The organism is Pseudomonas oryziphila, assembly GCF_003940825.1.
Taxonomy (GTDB): Bacteria; Pseudomonadota; Gammaproteobacteria; order Pseudomonadales; family Pseudomonadaceae; genus Aquipseudomonas; species Aquipseudomonas sichuanensis.
In genome coordinates this window covers 2411130-2427351 of record NZ_CP034338.1, presented here as the reverse complement: position 1 = coordinate 2427351, position 16222 = coordinate 2411130, and the positions used below count along the sequence as shown (strand labels likewise).

The window sequence follows — 16222 nt, the reverse complement described above, 5'->3', positions numbered from 1 at the left end:
AAGAACCGGGCCCTGTAAACAGGGCCCGGGGGTATCAGCCGGCGATGGTCTCGAGGCTGCCAAGGTACTCATGCACGGCCCGCAGCAGGGCCGCATGGCGTGGGATGGCGAAGTGCGTGGTGTTCAGCCAGTGACGTTGCGCCACCTGGCCAAGCCCGGCCTCGAACGCCGCCACCGCCGCCTGGCTGGCCGCGTCACCGGCCCACCAGCAGTGGATTGGCACGTCCAGCGCAGGCAGGTCACCCTGCTGTTCGCTGAGTGCTTTCAAGCGCATGGCCACGACGAAGCCCTGAGCCAGGTCCTGGGCATCGAAGCCCGTGGCGCTGGCCAGCTGTGCCTGCACCTGGCCGATCGTCTCGGCCAGTGGCGTCACCTGCAACGGCTGCGGGCAAACCACGGCCGGTAACTGTTCGGCGTCGCACTGCAGGGTCACGGCCAGGAAACTGCGCAGTTCCTCGTCATCACTGACCAGGCTGGCGCCCTGCCCCGGGATGAAGCTATCGACCAGGCCGACGAAGCCGACCTCCTGGCCCTGGCGCCGCAGCTCTTCGGCCACCAGCACCGCGAGCGTGCCACCCAGCGACCAGCCCAGCAGCAGGTACGGGCCATCGGCCTGTTTCTGGCGGATGTACTGGGCATAGTCGATGGCCATGCCCTGCAGCGAATCATCCTGCCAGTCACGGTCCAGCAGCATGCGGCACTGCAACCCGTAGACGCTGTGGCGCCCCTCCAGCTGGCGAGCCAGCGGCTCGTAGTCGAACACCGTGCCGAAGCCGGCGTGCAGGCAGAACAGCGCCGGGCGCGCCGGGCTTGGGCTGTTGAGCAACAGCAGCGGGTCCAGCACGGCCTCCTGCTGCTCGTCATAGCCACTGAGCTGGGCAATGGTCGGCCGGGTCATCAGGTCGCGCAGCTTCAACTCCAGGCCCAGGTCGCTGCGCCCACGCAGCTTGCCGAGCACCTTGAGGATGCGCAGCGAGTCGCCGCCCAGCTCGAAGAAGTTGTCGGTCACGCCAACCCGTTCGACCCCCAGCACCTCTTGCCAGACCTCCACCAACGCCTGTTCGGCGAGGTTGCGCGGCGCCAGGTAATGGCGTTCGCTGGCGCCCGGCTGTGGCAGGGCCTTGCGGTCGACCTTGCCATTGGGGTTCAGCGGCAAGGCGTCGAGCACGATGATCCGGCTCGGCACCATGTAGTCCGGCAGCTGCGCCTGCAACGCCTCACGCAGGGCCTGCTCCGCCGGGCCATCTGCTGCGGTCACGACGTAGCCCAGCAACTGATCGCCGCTGTCCTCGCGACGGGCGATCACCACCGCGTCACGCACCCCCGCTTGCTGGCGCAGGCGCGCTTCGATCTCGCCCAGCTCGATGCGGAAGCCGCGCACCTTGACCTGGTTGTCCAGGCGGCCGAGGTAGTCGAACACCCCGTCGGCCCGCTGGCGCACCAGGTCACCGGTGCGGTACAGGCGCCCACCGGCGCTGAACGGGTCGGCCACGAAACGCTCGGCGGTCAGCCCCGGGCGGGCGTGATAACCCCGCGCCACGCCCTCGCCACCGATGTACAGCTCACCGGCCACGCCGGTCGGCAGCGGGTTCAGGTGGGTGTCCAGCACATACAGCGTGCGCTCGCCGACCCGGGTGCCGATCGGCGCATAGGCAGCCTCGCAACGGGCGTCGGCAGCGACCTTCCACAGCAGCGGCGTGACCACTGTTTCGGTCGGGCCGTAGCCGTTGGTCAGGCAGCGCGGGCGCAGGTTGCGCCGCACCAGGTCGAAGTTGGCCTGGGCCACCGCGTCACCGCCAAAGCAGTAGATGTCCACCGCCGGCGGCTGACGGCCTTCGGCGAACTCGGCCAGCTGCTGCAGGTAGGCCGGCGGGAAGCAGGCGATAGTGATGGCCTGCTCGTGCAGCACCTGCCAGGTGTGCTCGGCGGTCCACAGCTGGTTGTCGCGCAGCACCAGGCAGCCACCGCGCAGCAGGGTCGACAGCCAACGCTCCTGGGCACCGTCGAAGGCGAACGACATGAACAGCAGCTCACGGGTGTGCGGGCCCATCTCGTAACGCTCGGCGATCGCCGCGCAATGCATGGCGATACCACCCTGGGACACCGCCACGCCCTTGGGCTTGCCAGTGGAACCCGAGGTGTAGATGAGGTAGGCCAGGTTGCCCGGGCGTGCGCTCGACACCACCGCCTGCGCGGCGCTCGGCAGCGACACGGTGTCCAGCTCGATGCACAGCGCCACCGCCGTGTCGCCCAGGCGGGCACTGACGCGGCTCTCGGTAATGAGCACACTCATCGCCGAGTCCTCGATGATCCAGTCCAGGCGCTCACGAGGGTAGTCGATGTCCAGCGGCACATAGGCCGCACCGGTCTTCATCACCGCATAGAAGGCCACGATCATCTGCACCGAGCGCTCCAGCGCCACACCCACGCGGGTCTCCGGCCCGACGCCGGCGGCCAGCAGGCGTGTGGCCAGTGCCGCAGCGCGTTGCTCGAGCTGCCCATAGGTGAGGCTATGGCCTGCGCAGGTCACGGCTTCGGCATCAGGGCGCAGGGCGGCCTGGCGGGCAATGGCATGCACCAGCAGCGGCTCAGGTTCGCCGGCGGCCAGCACGTTACCGCGCTGCAACCCATCACAGGCCTGGGCATCGAGCACGCCCAGGCTGCCCAGGGTCGCCTGGGCATCGTCGAGCATGGCCAGCAGCAGCACTTCGAAGCTGCTCATCACCTGGGCGCAGGCCGCTTCGGTGAAGCGCTCGCGCAGGTAGAGGAACTCGATGGACAGCGTGCTGCCCAGGCTGACCGCCAGGTCCATGGCGTAGTTGGTCACGTCGCGGCCCTTGACCTCGCCGAAGCGCAACTGATCGTCACCGGCATCGGCCAGGCGCTCGTCGATCGGGTAGTTCTCGAACACCACGATGCTGTCGAACAGCGCCTGTCCGCCCTGCCCTGACCAGCGCTGGACATCCGCCAGCGACGCGTGCTCGTGATCGCGGGCCTCCAGGTTGTAGGCCTGCAATTGCGTCAGCCACTCGCCCACCGACAATTGCGGGTCGAGGGTCTGGGCGATCGGCAAGGTGTTGATGAACAGGCCAAGCATTTCGTCGGCCCCCGCCAGGCTGGCCGGACGGCCCGCCACCACGGCGCCGAAGCACACGCTCGACTGCCCGCTGTAGCGCTGCAACAGCAGCAGCCAGGTGGCCTGGATCAGCGTGTTGCTGGTCACCCGCAGGCGTTGGGCCTGGGCCTTGAGGCGCGCCGTGGCGGCCGCGTCCCAGTTCAGGTACAGCGCGCCATGGCCGCTTTCGCCCGGTGCCGGCTGTGGCGCCAGGGTGCCGGCCAGCAGGGTCGGCCCGTCCAGGTCGGCCAGGCGTGCACGCCAGAACTGCTCGTCGGCCTCGGCGGACTGGCGCTGCAGCCAGTCGATGTAATCGCGGTAGCGCCCCTGGCGCTCCGGCAGTGCCTGCCCGGCGTAGGCCTGGAACACTTCGCCCAGCAGGCGCGAGGTGCTCCAGCCGTCCATCAGGATATGGTGGCTGGTCCAGATCAGCTGGTAGGCGTCCTCGGCAGTGCGCACCAGGGTGATCCGGGTCAGCGGCGCCTGCAGCAGGTCGAAGCCCTTGGCACATTCAGCCGCTGCCACCGCTTGCAGCGCCTCCGGGTCGGCCTCGCGGTCGCGCCAGTCGATCACCTGCAACGCCAGCCTGGCCTCGCGGCGCACCAGCTGCAACGGCTGGGCGAGGGTCGCGGCGGCGCAGAAACCGGTGCGCAGGATCTCGTGACGGGCGATCACCTGGTTCCAGGCCGCCTCGAAGCGCGGCAGGTCGAGCCCTTGCACCGGCACGCTGATCTGGTTGATGTACAGGTCGGCGCCACTGCTTTCCTGGGTGTGGAACAGCATGCCCTGCTGCATCGGCGACAGCGGGTAGATGTCTTCGATCTGCGCCAGGGGCACCGGCAGGCTGTCCAGCCCGGTCATGTCCAGGCCGGCCAGCGGGAAGTCCGACGGCGTCGCCGAGCGTTCCTGCAAGGTGCAGCAATGCTCCACCAGCGCTTCCAGTTCGCGACCGTAGTCATCCGCCAGGCGTTGCACGGTGGCTTCGTCGAACATCTGCGTGCTGAAGCGCCAGCCCATGCTGAACTCGCCGCCGTACACCTGGCCATTGAGCGTCAGCCAGTTACCCAGTGCCGCCAACGGGCTCTGGTCCGGGCCCACGGCCTCGCCGGCCGGCACGAACAGCGCGCCGTCCTCGGCCGCAAAACTGCCGTCGAACTGGCCCAGGTAGTTGAAGGTGATGCGCGGCACCGGCAACGCTGCCAGCTCGGCCTGCACGGCATCCTCGCCCAGGTAGCGCAACGCGCCCCAGCCCAGGCCTTTGTCCGGGATCGCTCGCAGTTGCTCCTTGACCAGGCGCAGGTTGCTGCCCAGTGCCTCGCAACGGCCCAGACGAACCGGGAACAGGCTGGTGAACCAGCCCACGGTACGGGTCAGGTCGAGCGCATCGAACAACGCCTCGCGGCCGTGCCCTTCCAGTTGAATCAGCGTGTCGTCACGCCCGCTCCAACGCCCGATGACTCGGGCCAGGGCGCACAGCAGCAGGTCGTTGACCTGGGTGCGGTAGGCCGCCGGGGCCTCTTGCAGCAGCTTGCGGGTGGTTTCCCGCGACAGCTGGGTGGCCACCGAACGGCCGTGCTGGTTGGCCAGGCTGCCTTCGGGGCGTTCGCATGGCAGGTCAGTCTCGGCACCCTGCAGTTGCGCTTGCCAGTAATCCAGTTGCTGTTGCGCCGCGTCGCCTCGGGCGTAGTCCTGCAGTTGCCCCGCCCAGTCGCGCACGCTGTTGGTACGCGCTGGCAGTGGGGTTTGCGCGCCTTGCTCGTAGGCCTGTTGCAGGTCCTCGAAGAGGATCCGCCAGGACACACCGTCCACCGCCAGGTGATGGATCACCAGCAGCAGCCGCTGTTCGCCTTGGTACTCGGCCAGTACCGCCCGCAGCAGCGGGCCGCTGGCCAGGTCCAGGCTGGCCTGGGCCTCACGGCCCAATGCCTCCAGCGCGGCGGCATCGGCCACCTCGCGGCGCCACAGCACGCTGCCTTCAGGCAGGCCGTGGTAGGTCGCCTGCCACTGGCCTTGCGCCTCGACAAAGCCCAAACGCAGCGCATCGTGGTGTTCCAGTACTACCGCCAGCGCCTGTTCCAGGTGCTCAGCATCCAGCGGCTGCTGCGGTTTAAGCAGCACCGACTGGTTCCAGTGATGGCGCTCGACCTGCACCTCGTCGAAGAACACCCGATGGATCGGCAGCAGCGCCGTCGGCCCTTCGACCCGGCCCTGCGCTACTTGCAGGCCGCTGCCGTCGAGGCTGGCCACTGCGGCCAGGCCCTGCACGGTCTGGTGCTGGAACAGCTGCTTGGGCGTGAAGTGAATCCCCGCCTGACGCGCCCGGCTCACCACCTGCAACGAGATGATCGAGTCGCCGCCCAGCTCGAAGAAGTTGTCCCGCGCACCGATGCGCTCCAGCTTGAGCACGTCCTGCCAGATCGCCGCGATGCGTTGTTCAAGGTCAGTGGCCGGGGCCTGGTAGTCGGCCTGCGCCGCCTCCAGGTCCGGCAGCGGCAGGGCCTTGCGGTCCAGCTTGCCGTTGGGGGTCAGCGGCAGCGCCGGCAGTTGCAGCAGGTGCGCAGGCACCATGTATTCAGGCAGCTGTTCGCGCAGCGCGGCTTTCACCTGCTCGCTGTCCAGCGTGGCATTGGCCACCAGATAGCCGACCAGCTGATGACCGCTGGCACCTTCCACCGCCAGCACCACCGCCTCGCGCACGCCGGCCTGCTGTTGCAGGCGGGTTTCGATCTCGCCCAGCTCGATACGGAAACCACGCACCTTCACCTGGTGGTCAACCCGACCGATGTACTCCAGCTGGCCGTCCTCGCGGTAGCGGGTCAGGTCGCCGGTGCGGTACATCCGCTCACCAGCAGCGCCCGATGGGTTGGGCACGAACTTCTCGGCGGTCAGCCCCGGGCGCAGCAGGTAGCCACGGGCCAGGCCGTCACCGGCCAGGTACAGCTCGGCGGCAACGCCCACGGGGGCGGCCTGCAGTTGGTCGTCCAGCAGCAGCGCGCTGCTGTTGCACATCGGCTGGCCGATGCTCGGCACCCCGCCCTGCAGGCGGCGGCTGAAGGTGGAGTAGACGGTGTCTTCCGACGGGCCGTACAGGTCGTACACGTGGTCCAGGGTGCCCAGCGCGTACAGGCTGTCGACCAGCCCTTGCTTGAGCGGCTCGCCACACAGGTTGACGATGTCCACCTCGGCCGGCACGTCGCCGGCACGCAGCAGCGCGGCGATGGCCGAGGGCACGGTGTTGATCAGGCGCACCTCGGCCCGCGCCGGCAGGTTGCCCAGCTCCAGGGCATTGCGCGCCAGGATCAGGTAACCGCCGTTGGCCAGGGTGACGAACAGCTCCCATACCGACAGGTCGAAGCACACCGAAGTCGAGGCCAGCACGCCCTGGATCTCATCATGGCTGTACATGCCGGCGGACCAGTGCGCCAGGGCCACGATGTTGCGGTGGGTGATGGCCACGCCCTTGGGCCTGCCGGTGGAACCGGAGGTATAGATCACGTAGGCAAGGTTCTGCGCAGTCACCCGGGTGACCGGCGCGCTCGCCGGATAGTGCGCCAACGGCGCGTCGTCCTCGGCCACCAGCACCGTGGTCAGGCCATCCAGGGAAATGCCTTCGAGCACACCCGGCTGGGTCAGCAGCACCCGCGCCTGGCTGTCTTCGAGCATGTAGGCCAGGCGGTCGAGCGGGTAGTCCGGGTCCAGCGGCACATAGGTGCCACCGGCCTTGAGCACCGCCAGCAGCGCCACCAGCAGTTCGGCGTTGCGCGGCATGGCCACGCCCACCCGCACCTCGGGGCCGACCCCCAGCGCCACCAGGTGGTGGGCCAGGCGGTTGGCGCGGGCCTGCAGCCAGGCGTGGTCCAGGCGCCGCTCGCCATCGATCAGGGCCAGCGCCTGGGGCGTCTGGGCCGCCTGGCGCTCGATCAGCTGATGGATGCACTGCTCGCTTGCATAGGTTTCACGGGCCGGGTTGAAGCCGGCCAGGCGCGCCTGCTCAGCCGCCTCCAGGATCGGCAGTTCGGCCAAGGGCAGGTGGAACTGTGCCGGCAACCGGGCCAGCAGGCCGCTGAGCTGCTCGCCGAGCCGGCGCATGCCTTGCTCGGGGAAGCTGCGGCTGTCGAAGCTCAGGTGCAGCACCAGCTCTTCGGCATGCACCACCATCAGGGTCAACGGGAAGTTGGTCTGCTCGTGGTTGTGCACCTCGCCAAAGCGCAGGCTGTCCGGCGCGGCCTGCTGCAGGGCTTCGGAGATCGGGAAGTTCTCGAACACCAGCAAGGTATCGAACAGGTTGTCGCCCAACTGCGCCCAGCGCTGTACATCGAACAACGCGGTGTGTTCGTGCTCACGCAAGGCCAGGTTGCGCAGTTGCAACTGCGCCAGCCACTCGCCCAGCGGCTGCTGCGACTCGACGTCGACCACCACCGGCAGGGTGTTGATGAACAGGCCCAGTTGCTGCTCGATGCCGACCAGCTCGGCCGGTCGGCCAGCCACGGTGGCACCGAAGGCCACGTGCTGCTGGCCGGTGTAACGCGACAGCAGCAAGGCCCAGGCACCCTGCACCAGGGTGTTCATGGTCAGCTTGTGCTGGCGGGCAAATTCGCTCAGGGCTTGGGTTTGCTGGGCATCCAGGCCGGTGTACAGCTCGACCTGGCCACCCTCGCCTTGCGGCAGGTCGCCAAATACCCGCGCCAGCCGGGTCGGCACCTGCAACCCCGCCACTTGCCCGCGCCAGAAGTGCTCGGTGGCCGCCGGGGCCTGGGCACCCAGCCAGGCGATGTAGTCGCGGTAACGCCCCGCCTGGGCCGGCACGGCCTGGCCACGGTAGCGTTGCAGCACCTCGCCCATCAGGCGCGAGTTGCTCCAGCCGTCCATGAGGATGTGGTGGCTGGTGTAGATCAGGTGGTGGCGCTGCTCGCCCAGGCGCACCAGCAACAGGCGCAGCAATGGCGGTTCGGCCGGGTCGAAGCCCTGGGCACGCTCCTCGGCGGCCAGTTGGTCGAGCGCGGCCGTGTCGGCGGCGCGGTCGCGCCAGTCGAGCTCGCGCAGGTTCAGGCGCACAGACTTGCGGATGACCTGCAGCGGGCGCTCCAGCCCCTGCCAGAGGAAGCTGCTGCGCAGTACGTCATGGTCATCGACGCAGGCCTGCCAGGCTGCCGCGAAGCGCGCAGGCTCAAGACCTTCGACCTCCAGGCGCATCTGGTTGATGTAGTCGCCGCTGTGCTCGTAGACGGTGTGGAACAGCATGCCCTGCTGCATCGGCGACAGCGGGTAGATGTCTTCGATCTGCTCCAGGGGCACCGGCAGGCTGTCCAGCCCGGCCATGTCCAGACCGGCCAGCGGGAAGTCCGATGGCGTCGCCGAGCGCTCCTGCAAGGTGCAGCAGTGCTCGACCAGGGCTTCCAGCTCGCGACCGTAGTCATCCGCCAGGCGCTGCACCGTGGCTTCATCGAACATCTGCGTGCTGAAGCGCCAGCCCATGCTGAACTCGCCGCCGTACACCTGGCCATTGAGCGTCAGCCAGTTGCCCAGTGCCGCCAGCGGGCTCTGGTCCGGGCCCACGGCCTCGCCGGCCGGCACGAACAGCGCGCCGTCCTCGGCCGCAAAACTGCCGTCGAACTGGCCCAGGTAGTTGAAGGTGATGCGCGGCACCGGCAACGCTGCCAGCTCGGCCTGCACGGCCTCCTCGCCCAGGTAGCGCAGCGCGCCCCAGCCCAGGCCCTTGTCCGGGATCGCTCGCAGTTGCTCCTTGACCAGGCGCAGATTGCTGCCCAGCGCCTCGCAGCGGCCCAAACGCACCGGGAACAGGCTGGTGAACCAACCCACGGTGCGGGTCAGGTCGAGGGCGTCGAACAACGCCTCGCGGCCGTGCCCTTCCAATTGGATCAGCGTGTCGTCACGCCCGCTCCAACGCCCGATGACCCGGGCCAGGGCGCACAGCAGCAGATCGTTGACCTGGGTGCGGTAGGCCGCCGGGGCCTCTTGCAGCAGCTTGCGGGTGGTTTCCCGCGACAGCTGAGTGGCCACCGAACGGCCGTGCTGGTTGGCCAGGCTGCCGTCAGGGCGTTCGCACGGCAGGTCGGTGTCGGCACCTTGCAGTTGCTCTTGCCAGTAATCCAGTTGCGGTGCTGCGTCGCCTCGGGCGTAGTCCTGCAGTTGCCCCGCCCAGTCGCGCACGCTGTTGGTACGTGTTGGTAGTTGGGTTTGCGCGCCTTGCTCGTAGGCCTGTTGCAGGTCCTCGAAGAGGATCCGCCAGGACACACCGTCCACCGCCAGGTGATGGATCACCAGCAGCAGCCGCTGTTCGCCTTGGTACTCGGCCAGTACCGCCCGCAGCAGCGGGCCGCTGGCCAGGTCCAGGCTGGCCTGGGCCTCACGGCCCAATGCCTCCAGCGCGGCGGCATCGGCCACCTCGCGGCGCCACAGCACGCTGCCTTCAGGCAGGCCGTGGTAGGTCGCCTGCCACTGGCCTTGCGCCTCGACAAAGCCCAAACGCAGCGCATCGTGGTGTTCCAGTACTACCGCCAGCGCCTGTTCCAGGTGCTCAGCATCCAGCGGCTGCTGCGGTTTAAGCAGCACCGACTGGTTCCAGTGATGGCGCTCGACCTGCACCTCGTCGAAGAACACCCGATGGATCGGCAGCAGCGCCGTCGGCCCTTCGACCCGGCCCTGCGCTACTTGCAGGCCGCTGCCGTCGAGGCTGGCCACTGCGGCCAGGCCCTGCACGGTCTGGTGCTGGAACAGCTGCTTGGGCGTGAAGTGAATCCCCGCCTGACGCGCCCGGCTCACCACCTGCAACGAGATGATCGAGTCGCCGCCCAGCTCGAAGAAGTTGTCCCGCGCACCGATGCGCTCCAGCTTGAGCACGTCCTGCCAGATCGCCGCGATGCGTTGTTCAAGGTCAGTGGCCGGGGCCTGGTAGTCGGCCTGCGCCGCCTCCAGGTCCGGCAGCGGCAGGGCCTTGCGGTCCAGCTTGCCGTTGGGGGTCAGCGGCAGCGCCGGCAGTTGCAGCAGATGCGCTGGCACCATGTATTCAGGCAGCTGTCCGCGCAGCGCGGCTTTCACCTGCTCGCTGTCCAGCGTGGCATTGGCCACCAGATAGCCGACCAGCTGATGGCCACTGGCACCTTCCACCGCCAGCACCACTGCCTCGCGCACGCCGGCCTGCTGTTGCAGGCGGGTCTCGATCTCGCCCAGCTCGATACGGAAACCACGCACTTTCACCTGGTGGTCAACCCGGCCGATGTATTCCAGCTGGCCGTCCTCGCGGTAGCGGGTCAGGTCGCCGGTGCGGTACATGCGCTCGCCAGGCTCACCTGTCGGGTTGGGCACGAATTTCTCAGCAGTCAGCCCCGGGCGCAGCAGGTAGCCACGAGTCACCCCGTCACCGGCCAGGTACAGCTCGGCAGCGACACCGACCGGTACCGGATGCAGTTGATCATCCAGCAGGTAGCCCTGGCTGTTGCACAGCGGCCGGCCGATGCTGGCCTGCCCACCGGCCTCGCGGCGGCAGTAAGTCGAATAGGTGGTGTCTTCCGATGGCCCGTACAGGTCGTACACATGGTCCAGGCTGCCCAGCGCGTACAGGCTGTCGACCAGCTCCTGCTTGAGCGGCTCGCCCGCCAGGTTGACGATCTTGACCCCCGCCGGAATGTCACCGGCACGCAGCAGCGCGGCAATGGCCGAGGGCACGGTGTTGATCAGGCGCACCTCGGCCCGTGCCGGCAGGCTGCCCAGCTCCAGGGCGTTGCGCGCCAGGATCAGGTGGCCACCGTTGGCCAGGGTGACGAACAGCTCCCACACCGACAGGTCGAAGCACACCGACGTCGAGGCCAACACGCCACGGATCGCCTCGCGCGGGTAGACCCCGGCCGACCAGTGCACCAGCGCGGCCACGTTGCGGTGGGCAATCGCCACGCCCTTGGGCTTGCCGGTGGAACCGGAGGTGTAGATCACATAGGCCAGGTTGTCGGGCCGCACCGCCACCACGGGCGCGGTGTCCGGGTAGGCGGCCAGGACCGCGTCATCTTCACCGACCAGCACCGTGGCCAGCCCTTCCAGCGGCACGCCATCCAGCGCCCCGGCCTGGGTCAGCAGCACGCGGGCCTGGCTGTCTTCGAGCATGTAGGCCAGGCGGTCACGGGGATAGTCCGGGTCCAGCGGTACATAGGTGCCGCCGGCCTTGAGCACCGCCAGCAGGGCCACCAGCAATTCGGCGTTGCGCGGCATGGCCACGCCCACCCGCACTTCCGGGCCGACCCCCAGCGCCACCAGGTGGTGGGCCAGGCGGTTGGCGCGGGCCTGCAGCCAGGCGTGGTCCAGGCGCCGCTCGCCATCGATCAGGGCCAGCGCCTGGGGCGCCTCGGCCGCCTGGCGGTCGATCAGTTGATGGATGCACAGTTCGCTTGCATAGGCCTCACGGGCCGGGTTGAAGCTGGCCAGGCGCGCCTGTTCGGCGGCGTCCAGCAGGCGCAGCTCGCCCAGGGCGGCCTCGGGCCGCTCGACGATCTGCGCCAGCAGGCCCAGCCAGTGGCCGGCCAGGCGCTGCACGCTCGCCGCCTCGAACAGGTCGGTGGCGTAGGTGAACGAGGCCGCCAGTTGCCCGGGGCTTTCGTGGGTGCTCAAGGTCAGGTCGAACTGGGCGTCGTCACCCGACCAGCCCAGGCTGCGCACCTCAAGGCCGGCCAGGGCACGTGGCGCCTGGGCGGCGCCGGCATGTTCGGCCTGGTGGTTGAACATCACCTGGAACAGCGGGCTGTAGCTCAGGCTGCGCTCGGGCTGCAAGGCATCGACCAGTTGCTCGAACGGCAGGTCCTGGTGGTCCTGGGCCGCCAGCGTGGCCTGGCGCACCTGCGCCAGCAGGTCGAGGAAACTGTCCTCGCCGCGCAGGTCGGCCTGCAGCACCTGGGTGTTGACGAAGAAGCCGATCAGGCGCTCGGTTTCCAGGCGGTTGCGGTTGGCGATCGGCACGCCGACGCGGATGCGCGGCTGGCCGCTGCTGCGGAACAGCAGGGTCTGGTAGGCCGCCAGCAGCAGCATGAACAGGGTGCTGCCCTGCTGCTCGGCCAGCGCCTTGAGGCGCTGGTGCAGCGCCGCATCCACCGGCACTTCCAGGCGCGCACCGCGCAGGCTCTGCTGCACCGGGCGCACATGGTCGGTAGGCAGCTCGAGCACCACGGGCGCTGTGCCCAGGTGGGTTTTCCAGTAGTCCAGCTGGCGCTCACGCTCGCCAGCGTCCATCCACTGGCGCTGCCAGGCGGCGTAGTCGGCGTACTGGATCGCCAGCGCCGGCAACTGCACCGGCTGCCCGGCGCGGGCGGCACCGTAGCAGTGCAGCAACTCGTCGATCATCACCTGCATCGACCAGCCATCGGAGACGATGTGGTGCTGGGTGACCACCAGCACATGGCGCTGCGGCGCCAGTTGCAGCAGTGCGGCGCGCATCAGCAGGTCGCCGCGCAGGTCGAACGGCCGGCCGACCTGTTCGCCGACGAAGGCCGCGATGGCCGCCTGCTCCTCGGCACCGGCAGGCAAGTGCTGCACAGGCAGCGGGAACCGCACGCCGTCATGGAACACCTGGACGCACTGGCCGTCCTGCTCCTGGAAGCAGGTGCGCAAGCTTTCATGGCGCTCGAACAGCGCCTGGAACGCCTGGCCCAGTGCGGCCACGTCCAGTTCGCCCTGCAGTTGCAGGACCATCGGGATCACATAAGCGGTGCTGTGCGGCTCCAACTGCCAGAGGAACCACTGGCGCTCCTGGGCATAGGACAGCGCCAGCCCGGTATCCCGTGGCAATGCCGGGATGGCATCCACCTCGCGGCGCTCGCCTTGCGCCAATGCGCCGACAAAGGCCTGCAACTGGCTGTGTTCGAACAGCACCCGCAGCGGTACATCGATAGCCAGCGCCTGACGCACGCGGGAGACCAACTGGGTCGCCAGCAGCGAATGCCCGCCCAGGGTAAAGAAGTCGTCATCCAGGCCCACCTGCTCGCAGCCCAGCAGCTGCTGCCAGATGGCCGCCACGCTGCGCTCGCGCTCGGTTTGCGGCGCGCGGTACAGCGCTTGCACCTGACGCTGGTCGAAAGCCGGCAGCGCCTTGCGGTCGAGCTTGCCGTTGGGCGACAGCGGCATGCTTGGCAGCAGGATCATGTGCGCCGGCACCATGTAGTCGGGCATGCTCTGCCCCAGCGCCGCCTTGAGCTGGTCGACCAGTGCGCGCTGCACCGCCGCCTCGGCGCCGGCCATGGCCGGGTCGCTGGGCACCACGTAGGCCAGCAACTGCACGCCGGCAGCGCCCTGCCCGGCAATCGCCACGCATTCGGACACCTGCGCCTGCTCTTGCAGACGCGCCTCGATTTCACCCAGTTCGATGCGCAGGCCGCGGATCTTGACCTGATGGTCGATGCGCCCGGCGTACTCGATCACCCCGTCGGCGCGATAACGCGCCAGGTCACCGGTGCGATACAGGCGCTGGCCGGCACCGAACGGGCTGGCGACGAAACGCTCGGCGGTCAGGCCTGGGCGCTGGTGGTAACCCCGCGCCAAGCCTTCCCCGCCCAGATACAGCTCGCCGACCACACCGGCCGCCACCGGGTTGAGGCCGGCGTCAAGGATGTGGGTGGACAGGTTGGCGATCGGCTCACCGATCGGCACGCTGTGCTGGTGCTGCTCGCGGCAGGTCCAGTGGGTAACGTCGATGGCGGCCTCGGTCGGGCCGTACAGGTTGTACAGGCCGGCCTGGCCAAGCTGCGCCAGCACCTGCTGCTGGGTGTCCAGCGCCAGCGCCTCGCCGCTGCAGATGATGCGCTTGAGCCCCTGGCAGCTGCCGGCCTGGGGGTCGAGCATGAACGCCTGGAGCATCGACGGCACGAAGTGCAGCGTGGTGATGCCATGGTCGTTGATCAGGCGCACCAGGCGCGCCGGGTCGCGGTGCTCGCCCGGGCGGGCCAGCACCAGCCGCGCGCCCGTCATCAGCGGCCAGAAGAACTCCCACACCGAAACGTCGAAGCTGAACGGGGTCTTCTGCAACACCGCGTCGCTGGCATCCAGGCCATAGGCCTGCTGCATCCAGCACAGGCGGTTGGTCAGGGCCCGGTGGCGGTTGGCCGCGCCCTTGGGGCGGCCGGTGGAGCCGGAGGTGTAGATCATGTAGGCGAGGTTTTCGCCTTGCACCGCCACGCCCAGGTCGTCCTCGGCCAGGTGGCCGAGGGCCAGGGTATCCAGGCTCAGGCAACTCACCCCCGCCGGCACCGGCAGGCGCTCCAGCAGCGCGGCACTGGTCAGCAGCAGTTGCACGCCGCTGTCCTCGATCATGTAGGCCAGGCGGTCGGTGGGGTACTCCGGGTCCAGCGGCACGTAGGCGCCACCGGCCTTGAGCACTGCCAGCAGGCCGACGACCATCTCCACGCTGCGCTCCAGGGCGATGCCCACCAGGCAGTCCGGACCGACGCCCAGGTGCACCAGGTGGCGCGCCAGCTGGTTGGCCCGGGCGTTGAGCTGGGCGTAGCTGAGCACCTCTTCACCCAGTTGCAGGGCCGGGGCATCCGGGGTACGCGACACTTGGGCTTCGATCAGGCGCTGCACGGGCTGATCGAGCGGGAAGCTGGCATCGGCGGTGGCGTTCCACTGCCCGACGATACGCTCACGCTCGTCGGCGCCGAGCATCGCCAACTCACCCAGCTTGCCCTGCGGCGCCGCAACCACGGCGCGCAGCAGGTTGACCCAGTGCCGGGCCATGCGCTCGGCGCTGGCGGCATCGAACAGGTCGGTGGCGTAGGTAAGGCTGGCGGCCAGGCCCTGGGCATGCTCTTCGGTGGCCAGGGTGAGGTCGACCTGGGCGGTGCAGCCCTCGCGCTCGATCACCTCGGCCGTGAGGCCCAGGCCGCCGCCGGCGGGGGCCTGCGCGGCACTGCTGCCCTGGTGGTTGAACATGGCCTGGAACAGCGGGTTGTGGCTCAGGGTGCGCTCAGGCGCCAAGGCTTCGACCAACTGCTCGAACGGCAGGTCCTGGTGCGATTGCGCGCCCAGCACCCGGGCCTTGACCTGGCCCAGCAGGTCGGCAAAGCCGTCGCAGGCATCGAACCTGGCGGCCAGCACCTGGGTGTTGGCGAAGAAACCCACCAGCCCTTCCACTTCCACCCGGGTACGGTTGGCCACCGGCACGCCGACACGGATATCGGTTTGCCCGCTGTAGCGGTGCAGCAGGGTCTGGAAGCTGGCCAGCAGCAGCATGAACAGGGTCACGTTGCTGCGCTGGGCCAGTTGCTTGAGGCCTTCGGCCAGCCCGGCATCAATCTGGATGTCCAGGCGCGCGCCGCGGAACGACTGGCGCAGCGGCCGTGGGCGGTCGGTGGGTAATTCCAGCACCAGCGCCTCGCGGCCCAGTTGCTCGACCCAGTAGGCCAGCTGGCGCTCGCGCTCGCCGGCCTCCATCCACTCGCGCTGCCACGCGGCATAGTCGGCGTAGTCGATGGCCAACGGCGCCAATACCGGCTGCTCGCCGCGGCTGAAGGCTGCGTAGCACTGCATCAGCTCGCGCACGATCAGCTGCATCGACCAGCCGTCGGAGACGATGTGGTGCATGGCCAGGGCCAGCACGTGCTCGCGCTCGCCGGTGCGCAGCAACGCGGCGCGCAGCAGCGGCTCGCGGCGCAGGTCGAACGGCTGGTTCAGGCACTGGCCGAGCAGCTGCTCGATACGCGCCTGGGGCGCCTCAAAGGGTTGCAGGGTTTGCAGCGGCAAGGCGAACGGCTGCGGCTCGCGGATGAACTGCAGCACCTGGTCCTGTTCCTCGACGAAGCCGGTGCGCAAGGCGCCATGGCGCGCCAGCAAGGCATCGAACGCCGCTTGCAAGGCGCCATGATCGAGTTCGCCCTGCAAGCGCAGGGCGGTGGGAATGTTGTAGGCAGCGCTATGTGGGTCCAGTTGCCAGAGGAACCACTGGCGCTGCTGGGCGTAAGACAAACGTAAAGGCGCCTGCGGGTCGCGCTTGAACACCGGTGCGACAGCAAAGAGGTCGATCCCCTTTTCCTTGAGCATCCTGGCCAGGGCCTTCCGTTCCTTGGCCGACAACGCTCCAACCGCACCGATCAACTCTTGCACGTCCCGCACTCC

At 68.8% G+C, this 16222-nt stretch carries 1 protein-coding gene; it reads right to left on the bottom strand.

The annotated features are described in order from the left end of the window. Nucleotides 1–34 precede the first annotated feature (34 nt). A complete protein-coding gene (locus EJA05_RS28375; protein ID WP_150132778.1) occupies nt 35–16210 on the bottom strand; it encodes a non-ribosomal peptide synthase/polyketide synthase in 16176 nt (5391 codons plus the stop codon). Between the last annotated feature and the right edge of the window lie 12 nt (nt 16211–16222).